This window comes from Bacillus sp. PDNC022, assembly GCF_016919285.1.
Lineage (GTDB): Bacteria > Bacillota > Bacilli > Bacillales > Bacillaceae > Bacillus > Bacillus safensis.
On record NZ_CP070345.1, the window covers coordinates 1259913 to 1274185 of the forward strand.

Annotated in this window: 16 protein-coding genes; all 16 read right to left on the reverse strand. The window is 40.9% G+C overall.

Features of this window, described 5'->3' with window-relative positions; genetic code table 11:
• Positions 1-4 precede the first annotated feature (4 nt).
• Complete coding sequence (flgD, locus tag JVX94_RS06575) at positions 5-451, reverse strand: flagellar hook assembly protein FlgD (RefSeq protein WP_048239709.1); 447 nt, start codon at positions 449-451, stop codon at positions 5-7.
• Complete coding sequence (locus JVX94_RS06580) at positions 451-1779, reverse strand: flagellar hook-length control protein FliK (protein WP_205185004.1); 1329 nt, start codon at positions 1777-1779, stop codon at positions 451-453. The genes flgD and JVX94_RS06580 overlap by 1 nt, the downstream gene beginning before the upstream one ends.
• Positions 1780-2481 (reverse strand): MotE family protein, encoded by a 702-nt coding sequence (locus JVX94_RS06585; protein WP_205185006.1) that lies wholly within the window; start codon positions 2479-2481, stop codon positions 1780-1782.
• 12 nt (positions 2482-2493) lie between these two features.
• Positions 2494-2937 (reverse strand): flagellar export protein FliJ, encoded by a 444-nt coding sequence (gene fliJ, locus JVX94_RS06590; protein WP_024424173.1) that lies wholly within the window; start codon positions 2935-2937, stop codon positions 2494-2496.
• Positions 2938-2945: 8 nt separating this feature from the next.
• Positions 2946-4262 carry a flagellar protein export ATPase FliI gene (gene fliI / locus JVX94_RS06595; protein WP_048239706.1) on the reverse strand — a complete coding sequence of 439 codons (1317 nt, stop codon included), beginning with the start codon at positions 4260-4262 and terminating at the stop codon, positions 2946-2948.
• Complete coding sequence (gene fliH / locus JVX94_RS06600; protein ID WP_205185009.1) at positions 4259-5023, reverse strand: flagellar assembly protein FliH; 765 nt, start codon at positions 5021-5023, stop codon at positions 4259-4261. Before fliH ends, fliI begins: the two co-directional genes overlap by 4 nt.
• A complete protein-coding gene (gene fliG, locus JVX94_RS06605) occupies positions 5016-6032 on the reverse strand; it encodes a flagellar motor switch protein FliG (protein WP_034281776.1) in 1017 nt (338 codons plus the stop codon). Before fliG ends, fliH begins: the two co-directional genes overlap by 8 nt.
• An 11-nt stretch (positions 6033-6043) precedes the next feature.
• Positions 6044-7636, reverse strand: coding sequence for a flagellar basal-body MS-ring/collar protein FliF (fliF, locus tag JVX94_RS06610; protein WP_095408476.1), 1593 nt, complete (start codon positions 7634-7636; stop codon positions 6044-6046).
• A 49-nt stretch (positions 7637-7685) separates the two neighbouring features.
• Positions 7686-8003 (reverse strand): flagellar hook-basal body complex protein FliE, encoded by a 318-nt coding sequence (fliE, locus tag JVX94_RS06615; protein ID WP_007499609.1) that lies wholly within the window; start codon positions 8001-8003, stop codon positions 7686-7688.
• Positions 8004-8014: 11 nt separating this feature from the next.
• Positions 8015-8467 (reverse strand): flagellar basal body rod protein FlgC, encoded by a 453-nt coding sequence (flgC, locus tag JVX94_RS06620; protein WP_024424179.1) that lies wholly within the window; start codon positions 8465-8467, stop codon positions 8015-8017.
• Positions 8467-8856, reverse strand: coding sequence for a flagellar basal body rod protein FlgB (gene flgB / locus JVX94_RS06625; RefSeq protein ID WP_039178512.1), 390 nt, complete (start codon positions 8854-8856; stop codon positions 8467-8469). The genes flgC and flgB overlap by 1 nt, the downstream gene beginning before the upstream one ends.
• Positions 8857-9144: 288 nt before the next feature.
• A complete protein-coding gene (codY, locus tag JVX94_RS06630) occupies positions 9145-9924 on the reverse strand; it encodes a GTP-sensing pleiotropic transcriptional regulator CodY (RefSeq protein WP_007499612.1) in 780 nt (259 codons plus the stop codon).
• Between the two features lie 34 nt (positions 9925-9958).
• Positions 9959-11359, reverse strand: a complete 1401-nt coding sequence (hslU, locus tag JVX94_RS06635; protein ID WP_144485184.1) for an ATP-dependent protease ATPase subunit HslU — start codon at positions 11357-11359, stop codon at positions 9959-9961.
• Between the two features lie 16 nt (positions 11360-11375).
• A complete protein-coding gene (gene hslV, locus JVX94_RS06640) occupies positions 11376-11921 on the reverse strand; it encodes an ATP-dependent protease subunit HslV (RefSeq protein WP_095408474.1) in 546 nt (181 codons plus the stop codon).
• Positions 11922-11935: 14 nt separating this feature from the next.
• Complete coding sequence (gene xerC, locus JVX94_RS06645; protein ID WP_205185012.1) at positions 11936-12853, reverse strand: tyrosine recombinase XerC; 918 nt, start codon at positions 12851-12853, stop codon at positions 11936-11938.
• 62 nt (positions 12854-12915) lie between these two features.
• Positions 12916-14220: an FADH(2)-oxidizing methylenetetrahydrofolate--tRNA-(uracil(54)-C(5))-methyltransferase TrmFO gene (gene trmFO, locus JVX94_RS06650; protein WP_034317774.1), complete on the reverse strand. Its 1305-nt coding sequence runs from the start codon at positions 14218-14220 to the stop codon at positions 12916-12918.
• Positions 14221-14273 lie beyond the last annotated feature (53 nt).

Below are 14273 nucleotides of genomic sequence, written 5' to 3' on the forward strand. Positions count from 1 at the left end.
CGAATTACTTCGTTTTTTCTCCAACTGCTGTAACATCCCAAGGGCTGATTTTCGTTCCATCTTCTAAAACAAGTAAGTATTCATTGTCTATGTTTTTAACAGACTTCACAGTGCCCGATATCTCTTTATCATCCAGCTTGCCCGATACTTCTTTACCAATCCAGCCTACATACGTCGTAAACGGATCTTGGTGTGCAACAAATGTAGACATGAGCTGATTCAGTTTGGTGATCGAATCGTTCATATTGGTTTGCTGTTCTAAAGATGAAAATGTCGCAAGCTGCGTGACAAACTCACGGTCATCAAGTGGGTTTGTCGGATCTTGGTTTTGAAGCTGCGTAAGCAAAATTTTCAAGAATTGATCTTTGCCAAGTGTATCTGTTTTCTTTTCTGCTTTTGAAGAAGTGTCTGCTTGTGCGGCTATTCTATTCGTAGCATCAACTGTTGCCATTAGATCTCCTCCTCTTCTTCATCTGACCCAACAAGAGCATCCAGTACATCTTGGAATTCTGCTTCCTGTTCATCAGTCTGCTGGGAATTCTGCCCTTTTGACTGCTGCTGCTTGTTTTCTTCGTTAAATTGTTGTCCAAATAACGGCTGCTCATTTGATTGAAGCGGTATATGGAAACGGTCCACTTGAACCGACATATTCGGAAGTGCTTGCTTGAGCTGCGGCAGATGATGCTCTAACAGCTCTTTCGCTGCTTGCGTCGAGGCTGTAATTTTACTCGCATACATACCGTTTTGCTTCGTTAGCTGAATGGTAATGAATCCAAGATTTTCTGGATTTAATCGAACGGTGAAGCGTCCGCTTGAATTGCCAAACGGCGTGAATTTCATTTGCTTCCACGTGTTTAGAATTTGCTGATCAACCGTTCCTGGCTTTTCATCAGTCGTTTGTGTCTGCTGAACAGGAGCCGCTGACTGCAGTTGGAAAAACTGCTTATGACCTGGTAAAAGTGTATGGGTCATTATTTTTTCAGAAGCTGGTGCAGCAGTGCTTTGTCCTTTAACGACTTCTTTTTTGATGAGCCACTCAAGAGATGCATTCCCTTTTGCAGGAGAAGCGAGAGTAGATTCTTGTTTTGGAGAGACTAGTTCCTTCAATTCTCCTAGTGAAATTTTCCACTCTTTGTCAGATCCTTTCGCATTCGCCATCATATGGTCGATTAACTGATTAAAGTGCTTTAGCTCACTTTGAGTCATCGAATTCAGCTTGGGCGCTGATCCCTGCGAGAAGAACTGCTCTTTTACTTGCTGAATGAGTTTTTCATCTACCCCGTTTTTCGAAAGAAAGTGGATAAAGTCTTGACCTTTTCCTTCAATATCCTGCACAAGTTTCACATCAAAGCTGAGCGGCTGTTGATTGAGCAATTGATAGATGAAAAAGTGGACTTGTATGAGCTGTTCACTATGTTCAGAACCTGGCTTTTCAGCTTGATCACCGTAAATGGAAGATTCCATTTTTTGAAATAGTTCTTCAAGCGACTTGAGATCAGATGATTCAAGCGTTTGACCTTGTAGTGTTTGAAGCGCACTTAGAAGGTCTGCGCTCATTCCTTCTTCAGGTGATTGCATCCATTTTTCAATGATTTGCATCGCATCATTGATAGAAAGAGAGGCAGCAGCGGCTGTCTCAGTATTAACAGGGCCGCTTTGAGCACCTGCTCCGCTAAGCAATTGTTTAAACAAACCGCGTGCAGATACCGCGCCATCTCCCTTTAGCCCCGAGAGGCCTTGAGAAGATTGCTGTAAGGCTCCAATATCCAATAGCTTCACTTATTGTCCACCCCCATTTTCACTTTCTTCTTTTTTGGCAAGCTCTTTTGTAAATGTTGCTGCCTTCTGAGGTGTCAGTTTTGCTAATATGTCTGTCAGTTTATTTTTGCTCAGCTCTTCAAGGATTTTTAACGCCTCTTTATCACTTAATTCTGATAAAATTTTAGCGGATTTCCCTGCGTCCATGCTTTCATAAATGCTGGCGACCTTTCCTTTTGTCTGCTGATTAGAGGATGCCGCTGCATCAGAGGACGCCCCTGCTGAGTTATTACCTGACGTGTTATTTGATGAGCTGTTATTCGATGAGCTGTCATTGGCTGACGTATTCTTTGCATCATTTTCAGATGTTTTTTCAAGTGAGTTGATTTTTTGGTTGAGTCTTTTAATCTCTTCATCACTTGTTTTCAAATCTTTTTGTGCAATTTCGAGCTCATTCTTTTGCTCTTTAATGGTCTTTTTCAGATCTTTCAGCTCTGCATCGCCTTGATCACTTTGTGAAGATGACGCTTTTGAGGTGTCATCTGAACCAACCAAACTGCTGATCCCTGGAATGTTTTGGAGCGGTTTTTTTAGATCAAAACCTGCCATATAAAGGATCGTGCCAGTGACAATCACAAGCACAATCAATGGGATGATGACAATAAACAAGATCCATTGAAATTTCCCGCCGCCTGATTCCTTCGTTTTTTCCTTCTTAGGCATTCATCTCGACTCCTAATGTCCTTGAAACATGAATTGGCTGATAGAGATATCATCCATTTCTTTCATTTCAATTGCCTTATGTTCAAGGGAGAACTTTTCAAATTGCTTTTCTTTCATTTTTTCAAACTTTTTAAACTCAATGTTTTTTTCAGTTAAATCAGATTGTTTTTCATTCATTTGATGGCGTTTCATGATCACAAGCTGCTGATAATGCTGGATGGTGTTATCTAAGTTAGTCACAAATTGCTGGTAATGACGCATTTCTTGAACACTCATTCCACTTCTCAGCTTTTCTTCTTTGCTTTTTTCCATTAGTTCTTTTTTACTCATATTTTCATAGAGTTTTTCAGCGACTTGCTCAAATGCCGAAACGGATTGTTGGTACGCTGCGAGTGACTTGTCTTTTTCACTTTCTTTCAGTTCTAAGAGCTTTTGAAATTTGTATTGATATCTCACTGTTTTTGTCAATCCTCTCTATTCATCAAACTGAGCAATAAACTCACGCTGTCTTCAATCGATACAGCCTCTTCTACATCCTGCTTCAAAAATGAAATCAGATGAGGGTAAGCCTGCATGGCCTCATCAATATCTTTGGAGGAGCCTTTTTTATATGCTCCAATATTAATGAGGTCTTCAGCGTTTTGATAAGTGGATAAAAGCTGGCGGAACCGGTTAGCCGCTTCCTTGTGATCATGACTTGCGATATTACTCATGACACGGCTGATACTTCTCAGAATATTAACAGCGGGAAATTGTCCTTTGTTGGCTAAAGCACGATCAAGTACAATGTGGCCATCCAGGATCCCCCTCACTGTATCAGCGATTGGCTCATTCATATCGTCACCATCAACAAGCACTGTGTAAAACGCTGTGATGGAACCAAGCTGATTTGTCCCTGTTCGTTCGAGCAATTTTGGCAGTATAGCGAACACTGAAGGTGTATATCCTTTTGTGGTCGGCGGCTCACCAGTTGCAAGACCTATTTCCCTTTGCGCCATGGCAACCCTCGTAACAGAATCCATCATGAACATGACATTTTTGCCTCTGTCCCTGAAATACTCTGCAATGGCTGTTGCTGTATACGCAGCTTTCAGTCTCGTCAGTGCGGGCTGGTCAGAAGTTGCAACGACAACAATGGATCGCTTCAGTCCTTCAGCACCTAAATCCTTTTCAATAAACTCACGAACTTCACGGCCACGCTCTCCAACAAGAGCAATCACATTGAGATCTGCTTCTGTCTGCTTTGCAATCATTCCCATTAAGGTACTTTTTCCAACACCACTTCCAGCAAAAATCCCGATCCTTTGACCAGTGCCAACTGTGAGCAGACTGTCGATGACTCTAACACCAACACCCATCTTTTCTCGAATAGGAGGCCTGTCCATCGGATTTGGAGGTGACTGATCTGTTGAAACAGGTGCAAGTCCCTTTGGAAGCATACTGCCATCAAGCGGATCACCGAAGGCATCAACGACTTCACCTATTAATCCAGTCCCTACTTTGACCTTCAGCGACTCACCCGTCGCTTCAACAAGACTTCCTGGTGAAATATTGGATGCTTCTACATAAGGCATGAGCAGAATGTTTTCATCTCTAAACCCTACGACCTCTGCTTTTATCGGATGATGCTTGCTCCCTTTTTTATGAATGAGACATACATCACCGATCGAACTCTCCGGCCCCTTCGATTCAATCATCAGCCCAACCACTCGATTGACTTTACCAAATCGTTTATAAGGATCGGCGGTTTCAATCGTTTCTTTTAGCACATCCATTTTCATTTGTGATCACCTGAATCAATGACTTCTAATAATTTTTCTTTCAACTGATTCATTTGGGTATCAACACTCGCTTCCACTTTTCCAAAACTTGTTTCTACGTAACAAGTTCCTTTTGGTGCTTTTTCATCCGAGTAAATGGCAAGGTGTGTATCCTTTTGAAGGATTCTAATCAATTCATCTTTATATTCCATCACATGTTCGTAATGTTCAGGATCAACATAGATGGAAATATTTTCGTATTCTTTCACTTCTGCAATGACCTGCTTCACAAGAGCCAAAAATTGATCTTTTGTGTCCTCAGCTGCATACCAAACGCGTTTGGCGAGTTCAAAAGCGAGTTCCACAATTTGCTCAGCAGAGCTTTCAATTTTTTCTTCGTAGTCCTGCCTTGCAAGGCTAACGATGTCATTTGCTTGATCAAGAATAGCTTGGTACTGCATATTCGCATCTGCTTCGCCCTTTTGGAAGCCTTCTTGATAACCTGCTTGTTTCGCTTCTTCAATGAGCTGCATTCTTTCTTCTTCAAAATCAGTTCTGCGCTGATTGATTTCAGCCATTGTTTTTTCCAGCTCACTGTTTGCTTGTTCTAATATGCGGCTCGCTTGATCTTCTGCATCACTGAGTACTAGCTGCGATGCTTCGGTTTCATTGACAAGCTCTTCTTCGTGATGTTCTCTTTTAAACTCCACTTGCTGTAAAGGAATCGTTTGCCGTCCTTGTTCAGGAATAACAGATGTTTCATGTTTGATAATCCTAGACAATGATATCGTCTCCTCCGCCTCGAGCTATGACGATTTCTCCAGCTTCCTCAAGTCGTCTTACGATGCTGACAATACGGGTTTGTGCTTCCTCGACATCTCTAAGCCGGACAGGCCCCATAAACTCCATTTCTTCTTTGAATGTTTCGACCATCCGCTGTGACATGTTGCGGAAGACAATTTCTTTGACCTCTTCGCTTGCCACTTTGAGTGCGAGCAATAAGTCATCATTTTCAACATCTCTGATAACGCGCTGAATCGCTCTGCTGTCAAGAGTGACAATATCTTCAAAGACAAACATACGTTTCTTAATTTCATCAGCAAGCTCTGGATCTTGAATTTCAAGTGTGTCTAAAATGGTCTTCTCAGTAGCACGGTCTACACCATTTAGCACTTCCACAACCGCTTCGACTCCGCCCGTTTGCGTATAATCCTGCGTAAAGGTTGAAGAGAGCTTTTGTTCAAGAATACGTTCCACCTCATTGATGATCTCTGGAGATGTACGGTCCATTAAAGCAATACGTCTCGCCACCTCAGTTTGTACTTCCTCGCCTAACTCCGATAAAATTTGCCCAGCCTGCACTGGATCCAAGTAAGAAAGGATAAGTGCAATCGTTTGTGGATGCTCATGCTGGATAAAGTTTAAAATTTGTTCTGGGTCAGCCTTTCGAGCAAAATCAAATGGTTTCACTTGAAGAGAGGATGTTAGCCTATTTAAGATGCTGTCCGCTTTGTCCTCACCAAGCGCTTTTTCAAGCACTTGTCTTGCGTACATAAGACCGCCCTGCGATATGTAGTCCTGCGCGATGGCAATGCTGTGAAACTCTTCGATGACTTCATCTTTTTTAGCAGTATCTACACTTCGTACATTGGAAATTTCTAATGTTAATTTTTCTATTTCGTCTTCAGACAGATGTTTGTATACAGATGCTGACACGTCTAGCCCTAAGGAAATCATTAGGATTGCTGCTTTTTGTCTGCCTGTTAGTCGATTTGGATCTTTTCTCGACATGTGTATTCCTCCTAATCCTCGGACAGCCAGCTGCGTAGCAATTTAGCAAAGTCTTCTGGTTTTTCTTTTGCCATTTTTTCAAGCTGATTTTTTCTCACCATTTCTTCTGTTTCTGGTTCAGTGTCGATATCAGGAACATCGATTGGTGTACGTTCATCAAACTCAAACTCTTCTTCCTCATCTTTTCTACGCTTGCGTACAAGAAGAATGATAAGAGCGATAATTGCAAGTAGGAGCACACCGCCTACAATATAAACCCAGATTGGAATATTGTTTGAAGGGTTATCTGCCGCAGTTTGCTGTTTACCGTCTAGTTTTGATACAGATAAAACGATTTTGTTATCTAAGTCTGCTTGAGTGAGCGCTTGACCATTTGTGTATTCTTTATCAATCGATGTGCTAATGATCGTTGAAAGAATTTTTTTGATATCATCTTGTCTTTCTGCTGTTAAAGAGTTTACATCGTTTGCAGTTGGTGGTTCGACCAATGCTTGAATGCCCACATCTCTGATTTTATAAGGACTTTCTTTGATATCTTTATGAATGCGGTTGACTTCATAATTGATACGATCTTCGCTCTTTTCGTAATCTCCGCTTCCATTCGCTCCATCGGCACCTTGATAATTTGTGACATCATCGTCACCTGTTCCAGCTGTGCCTCCAGCTGCTGCGCCATTACCTGAATAAGTTTCAGCAATCTTTTCAGCGCTGACAGCAATTCCCTGCATGTTTTCTTTATCAACAGGTTCTACAAGGTCTTCTTTTCTTTTTTCTTCAGTAAAATCAATGTCTGTTGTGACCGATACAGCCACTTTATCTTGACCCATCATTGTTCCGAGCAGCTGCTGAATTTTTCTTTGAAGGTTCTTTTCGATTTCCTCTTTTTTCTGCTGCTGTGCATCCATTCCACTTGCATAGGAATCGGAGCTGGTGTTTAAGTCATAGTAGTTGGAATCTTGGTCCATAATGACAATGTTTTCTGTTTTTAAATTCGGCACACTTTTTGAAATAAGATGATAAAGGCCTTTTACTTGCTGCGGCGTGAGCGTGTAGCCAGGCTCAACTTGCAGCACAATGGATGCTGATGCATTACTTTGCTCTTCTCCAACAAAAACGGAATCTTTTGGCAGGTTAATCATAACTTTTGAATCTTTAATCCCATCAATTGTGTTGATCAGATTGGATAGTTCTGTCTGAGTTGCATCTACTTTCAGAACATCAAATTCATTATCTGTTAAACCGAAGCCTGAATTATTTGCAAAGAAGGAATAATCAATGTTGCCTGTCTTAGGGAGCCCTTCAGATGCGAGTGTTACTTTTAAAGAGTCTGCTTGCTTTTCTGGAACGAGAATCGTTGTTCCATTGTTTGCAAGTTCCGATTTAACGTTTTTGCCATCTAGTTCCTGTTTGATTTGCCCAGCTTCTGCCTCAGACAAGTCTCTAAAGAGCGGAACCATTTTTTCAGAAGAAGCAAAGATGCTAACAACCGTAATAATGATTGCTAGGGCAGCAACGCCGCCAATCATAAGTATTTTTTGTAATTTTGATCGATTTCGCCAAAACTCAACTGTTTTTGTTCTTAATTGCATTAAAGTACGATTCATCTTAACCCCCGGTCATTCCATTCAGTCTTTTTTTGTCCACCAGCACCTCCTACATCTGCATTCTCATAATCTCTTGGTACGCTTCGACTGCTTTATTTCGAAACTCTGTTGCAGCTGTGAGTGTGACACTCGCTTTTTGTGAAGCAATCATGACTTCATCAAGATTGACATCTTTTCCTTGTGCAAGCGCATTTGTATACTGGTCTGATTTCAGCTGTGATTGATTCAATGCCTCAATGGAATTCTTCAGCACATCAGAGAAATTCGTTTGACTTTTAGGTGCAGCCGCCTGAACGGACGATGCATTCGTCAATTCACTTGCTTGCTGAGCAGTTTGAAGCTGGAAAGGAGATATTGCATTAACCAATTGTTTTCACCTTACTTTCCTATTTCTAAAGCTTTCATCAGCATGCTTTTGTTCGCATTTAGAGCAGTCACGTTTGCTTCATATGATCTTGAGCTGCTGATGAGGTCAACCATTTCTTTTAATGGATCGACATTTGGTGTTTGAACATATCCATTTTCATTGGCATCGGGATTTGTAGGATCATATTGAAGGTTGAATGGAGTTTCGTCTTCAGTAATCTTTGTTACTTTGACGCCGTTTCCTAATTTGCCGCTCGAATTCATACTTGAGTTCAATATAGATGAAAATGATTCACCTGACGGCTGTAATGTGACAAGCTTACGTCTATAAGGCTCCCAGTTGCCATCAACCTGTTTAGCTCTTGTTGTATCCATATTTGCAAGGTTTGAGGATACAACGTCCATTCTGAGCCTCTGTGCCGTTAATGCTGAGGCCGAAGCGTTCACTCCTGAAAAGATCGACATCACTTACCTCCTGTCAAAACTGTTTTAAGAGAATTGAATTTCCCGCTCATTCTTTCCACCAGCGCATTATACTGAATTTGGTTTTTAGCGAGTTCACTCATCTCTTGATCAATATCGACATTATTTCCGTTTTCTTGATATGAAGTACGGTTGCTCGAAACAACTGAATAATTAGACCCTGTTTTTGAAAAATCAATGTGACCTTGGTATGTTTTTTTAGCATCTAATTTGTTTGACGCATCATTTAGCATGTCATGGAATGCGACGTTTTTCGACTTGTAGTTCGGTGTGTCTATATTTGCGATATTATTGCTTATGACTTTTTGCTTAACGTTCGCTCTGCCCAAGGCATTCTCTAGGTTGCTTATCGTTCCAGAAAATATATCCAAAACCATATACCTCCAATCATATGTATTTCATTCCATTTAATCATGTCGAGATTTGTAAAACCATATGTTCATTGTAAGAAATAATAGGATTAAAGTCTATGATGTATATGTAAAAAAAACTCGTAATATATATCTATTTTACGAATAGGTATAAAGGCCTAGATTCAAAGCACTACAGAATTGTAAGGGGTTTCTTGGAAAAAAGAGTGACATTTTTCGGACAAATCCTCATTTTTTCACATAAAAAAACCCTTTTCAGCATTTATTTCGGCCAAAAAGGGTTTTTGATTAATGAGATTTTAAATTTTCGAGTTCAATTAAAAATTTGTTGTTTAACACTTTGATGTACGTTCCCTTCATTCCAAGAGAACGAGATTCGATTACGCCTGCACTTTCTAACTTACGTAAGGCGTTTACGATCACTGAACGAGTGATCCCTACACGGTCTGCAATTTTACTTGCAACGAGAAGACCTTCGTTTCCATCCAGCTCTTCAAAAATGTGCTCAATCGCTTCAAGCTCACTGTATGAAAGAGAGCTAATGGCCATTTGGACAACCGCTTTACTTCTTGCTTCTTCTTCAATTTCTTCTGCTTTCTCGCGAAGAATCTCCATTCCAACAACTGTTGCTCCGTATTCAGCAAGAATTAAATCATCATCTGTGAATGTATCTTGCAAACGGGACAGGATTAACGTACCTAAACGATCTCCTCCGCCGATAATTGGAACAATTGTTGTTAAACCTGATTGGAATAAGTCACGGTTTTCAATCGGGAAAGCTGTATATTCACTGTTAATATCAAGGTTTGAAGACGTTTCAGGGACATTGAATAGACTCTTTGTATATTCTTCAGGGAACTGACGATCTTCAAGCATTTTTTTCATACGTGCATTTTCGATCTGTTGATTAATGGAATAGCCAAGAAGCTTTCCCCTTCTGCTTAATACGAAAATGTTTGAATCAATGACATCTCTGAGTGTTTCTGCCATTTCTTTGAAATTAACTGGTTTCCCCGCTGCATCTTGCAGCATTGAGTTAATAATCCTTGTTTTTTGTAGTAACGCCATAATAATGATCCTCCTAGATTACTTTATTCATTTGTTAAAGTATAAATTGACTTAAATCTTTGTTATTTGCAATCTTTCCTAGCTTCTCTTCAACATACTGAGGGGTAATGGTCACTGTCTCCAGTGTAATATCAGGCGCCTCAAATGAAAGCTCTTCAAGCAGCTTCTCAAGTATGGTATGAAGCCTTCTTGCACCGATGTTATCTGTCTCCTGATTGACATGATAAGCCACTTCGGCAATCTTATGAATAGCATCGTCAGAAAATTCAAGAGATATACCTTCTGTTTCAAGTAAAGCTTTATATTGCTTTAATAATGCATTATCTGGTTCCGTTAAGATTTTCACAAAGTCTTCTATACTTAATTTATCTAATTCTACACGGATTGGGAAACGTCCCTGAAGCTCTGGAATCAAATCTGATGGCTTTGCCATATGGAATGCACCTGCTGCAACAAAAAGCACATGATCTGTTTTAACGGCACCATATTTCGTCATCACAGTTGAACCTTCTACAATCGGTAAAATATCACGCTGAACCCCTTCACGAGAAACATCTGCAGATGATGCACCACCGCTTTTGGCGATTTTGTCGATTTCATCGATAAAAATAATTCCTTGCTGCTCTGCTTTGTAAACCGCTTCCTGACTGACTTCATCCATATCAATCAGTTTTGAAGCTTCCTCAGCCGTTAACGCCTTTCTAGCTTCTCTGACAATCAGCTTTCTGCGTTTTTTCTTTTTAGGCATGAGATTGCCAAGCGCATCCTGCATGTTCATACCCATTTGCTCCATACCCGAGCCTTGAAGCATATCAAACATGGAAGGCTGCTGTTCTTCTACTTCGATCGTGACGTAATGATCTTCAAGTTCTCCCATAGCCAGCTGATGAGCGATTCGCTTTCTTGTCGATTCGAGTTCCACTTCTTCATTTGAATGATCTCGATCACGGTCATCTTCATCAGAACCGCCAAACAGCATCTCAAAAGGATTTTTCACAGACTGGCTTTTTTTCTTACCAGGAACAAGTAAATGAACAAGACGTTTATTTGCTTGTTTTTCTGCTTCTTCTTGAACATCTTTCATCTTTTCTTCTTTGACAAGTCTAATCGCTGTTTCAACTAAATCTCTCACCATGGACTCTACGTCACGGCCGACATAACCCACTTCAGTAAACTTCGTCGCTTCCACTTTAATAAAAGGCGCACCAGAAATTCGAGCAATTCTGCGGGCAATTTCTGTTTTCCCCACACCTGTTGGGCCGATCATTAAAATGTTTTTAGGAACGACTTCATCCTTTAGCTTATCATGTAAAAGACTTCTTCTGTAACGGTTTCTTAAAGCCACCGCCACTGCTTTTTTCGCATCAAGCTGACCAATGATGTATTGATCAAGCTTTTCAACTATCTCTCTTGGGGTGAACGGCTTTTTCTCCATACGTCTCATGTCCTTTCTATTCAAGCTCTTCTAAAGTGATTTGATCGTTCGTGTAGACACAGATTTCTCCGGCCGTTTCAAGAGCGGCCCTTGCAATTTCTCTCGCTGAGAGATGATCACCTGCATGGGTTTTGAGTGCTCTCCCGGCGCTAAGCGCATAGTTGCCGCCTGAGCCAATTGCCAAAATCCCATCATCTGGTTCAATGACCTCTCCAGTTCCAGAGACGAGCAGAATGCTTTCTTTATTCATGACAATGAGCATAGCCTCAAGCTGCCTTAGCATCTTGTCACTTCGCCATTCCTTCGCTAGTTCTACGGCTGCCCGCTTTAGGTTACCACCATATTCTTCAAGCTTTGTTTCAAACTTTTCAAATAGTGTAAAAGCATCTGCTACTGAACCTGCAAAACCTGCAAGCACCTTGCCTCCGAAAAGACGGCGCACTTTTTTTGCTGTGTGTTTCATCACGACAGCCTGCCCGAAAGTGACTTGACCGTCGCCAGCCATAGCACTTTTTCCTTTATGTTGAACGGCAAAGATGGTTGTTGCATGAAATGATGACATGAAAAAACCTCCTTTTAGGATCGTTTAAAAGCCCTTGGGTGATGAGACATGTACGTGTTTCTTAAAGAATCTTTTGATACATGCGTGTACACCTGTGTAGATGATAAATTTGAATGACCGAGAAGTTCTTGAACACTTCTCAAATCCGCTCCCTCGTTTAAGAGATGCGTGGCAAAGGTGTGCCTCAACATGTGAGGATGGATATGTAATGTACCTGACGCCTTTTTCATTAATTCAGTGAGAATGAATCGAACACCTCGGTCTGTAAGAGGCGTCCCGCGCTGATTCAAAAACACATGTGCATCAGCGCGGTCTTTCCCCTTAGTTTTCAGCTTCTGCCTTCCATCCTCTAAATAAGTAATGAGCGCTTCATGAGCATATGACCCGAAAGGAACATACCTCTGCTTGCTGCCTTTCCCATGAACAAGCACTGTATCCATCGATAAATCAAGATCAGATTCTTTTAATGAACATAACTCACTGACCCTCATACCTGTTGCATAAAGAAGTTCTAAAATGGCTTGATTTCTTTGCCCAAGCGGTGTGCTGACATCGGAAACTGTAAAAAGCTCTTTTAGTTCCTCTTCATACAAAAATGAAGGAATCCGCTTATCCTGTTTTGGTAAGCTAACGAGTAAAAAAGGATTTTCTTTCACAAGCTGTTCTCTTAATAAAAATTTATAAAAGCTGCGAAGCGCAGAGACTTTCTTACTAATCGTTCTTCTTGTCAGGCCTTTTTCATAAGCTTCTGTTAAATAAATTCTCGTATCTTGATAGGATACCTCTTCAAAACCGTCTATTCCTTGAATGTTCATAAATCTGACAAACTCTTCAATGGCTTCTGTATATCCTGAGATCGTTAAAGCTGAATAGTTTTTTTCAATTTGCAGATATTCAATGAATAAGTGGACAAGACGCTGTTTATTCGTCATTTTTACACCTCTTTAAGGCTTTTAAATGGTATCACATATCTTGCTTTCCTTGCAATGTTTTACTACAGAGATTTCGAAATAGTTTGAATAGTTTCGATTGCGCGCTTAGCGTACTCTGCATAACGTTCTTGTTTGTTTTTAATTCGAACTCCTAGATCTTTCAGCAAACCAAAATTCGCATTCATCGGCTGGAAGCTTTTCTTGTTTGTCGAAGTGATGTAGTAAGCCATACTGCCAATCGCCGTTTCCTCGGGAAGTGTCACAAGCTCTTCGCCTTTGACAAAACGAGCAGCATTAATGCCAGCCACAAGTCCGGACGCTGCGGACTCAACATACCCTTCAACGCCTGTCATTTGTCCGGCAAAGAACAGGTCATCTCTATTTTTAAACTGATAAGTCGGTCTTAAAAGGCTTGGCGAGTTAATAAATGTATTACGATGCATTACGCCGTAACGAACAATCTCCGCTTCTTCAAGACCTGGAATCAAACGGAATACTTCCTTTTGATCGCCCCACTTCAGATGTGTCTGGAAGCCAACGATGTTATATAAAGTACCTGCTGCATCATCCTGTCTTAATTGAACAACAGCGTAAGGTCTTTTTCCTGTTTTCGGATCTTCAAGTCCTACTGGCTTCATCGGACCAAACAGCATTGTTTTCTTTCCTCTTTTCGCCATGACTTCAATTGGCATACAGCCTTCAAAGAAGATTTCTTTTTCAAATTCTTTTAATGGCACAGTTTCAGCAGAAATGAGCGCCTCATAAAAACGATCGAATTCCTCTTCTGTCATTGGACAGTTTAAATAAGCAGCTTCGCCTTTGTCATAGCGTGATTTCAAGTACACCTTATCCATATCAATGCTGTCTTTCTCTAGAATAGGTGCTGCTGCATCGTAGAAATAGAGATATTCTTCTCCTGTTAACGATTTTAATTCTTTTGAAAGTGCTTCTGATGTCAGCGGACCAGTCGCGATAATTGTCGGACCTTCTGGAATGCTCTGCACCTCTTCTTGAAAGACAGTAACATTCGGATGATTTTTCACGCGGTCAGTCACGTTTGCTGCAAATTCATGACGGTCTACTGCAAGCGCACCGCCGGCAGGAACTGAGCTTTCATCTGCTGCTGCGATAATCGCTGAATCTAAATGACGCATTTCTTCCTTTAATACACCTACTGCATTCGTCAAAGCATTCGCACGCAGTGAGTTGCTGCATACAAGCTCCGCAAATTTATCTGTGTGGTGAGCCGGCGTTTGTTTCACAGGTCTCATTTCATATAAATTGACTTTAATTCCTCGTTTAGCGATTTGCCATGCTGCTTCACTTCCAGCTAAACCGGCTCCGATCACATTTACAAATTGACTCATTGTACAACTCTCCTATTTCGTAAGGTCTGTTTGATGACATAAAAAAGCAGGTG

Bases quoted from the DNA above. Each gene is read 5' to 3' on its own strand.
- flgD (WP_048239709.1), bottom strand. From the start codon at position 451: ATGGCAACAGTTGATGCTACGAATAGAATAGCCGCACAAGCAGACACT.
- trmFO (WP_034317774.1), bottom strand. From the start codon at position 14,220: ATGAGTCAATTTGTAAATGTGATCGGAGCCGGTTTAGCTGGAAGTGAA.
- xerC (WP_205185012.1), bottom strand. From the start codon at position 12,853: ATGACGAATAAACAGCGTCTTGTCCACTTATTCATTGAATATCTGCAA.
- codY (WP_007499612.1), bottom strand. From the start codon at position 9,924: ATGGCGTTACTACAAAAAACAAGGATTATTAACTCAATGCTGCAAGAT.
- hslV (WP_095408474.1), bottom strand. From the start codon at position 11,921: ATGTCATCATTTCATGCAACAACCATCTTTGCCGTTCAACATAAAGGA.
- JVX94_RS06585 (WP_205185006.1), bottom strand. From the start codon at position 2,481: ATGCCTAAGAAGGAAAAAACGAAGGAATCAGGCGGCGGGAAATTTCAA.
- hslU (WP_144485184.1), bottom strand. From the start codon at position 11,359: ATGGAGAAAAAGCCGTTCACCCCAAGAGAGATAGTTGAAAAGCTTGAT.
- fliG (WP_034281776.1), bottom strand. From the start codon at position 6,032: ATGTCGAGAAAAGATCCAAATCGACTAACAGGCAGACAAAAAGCAGCA.
- flgC (WP_024424179.1), bottom strand. From the start codon at position 8,467: ATGTCGATCTTTTCAGGAGTGAACGCTTCGGCCTCAGCATTAACGGCA.
- fliI (WP_048239706.1), bottom strand. From the start codon at position 4,262: ATGAAAATGGATGTGCTAAAAGAAACGATTGAAACCGCCGATCCTTAT.
- fliF (WP_095408476.1), bottom strand. From the start codon at position 7,636: ATGAATCGTACTTTAATGCAATTAAGAACAAAAACAGTTGAGTTTTGG.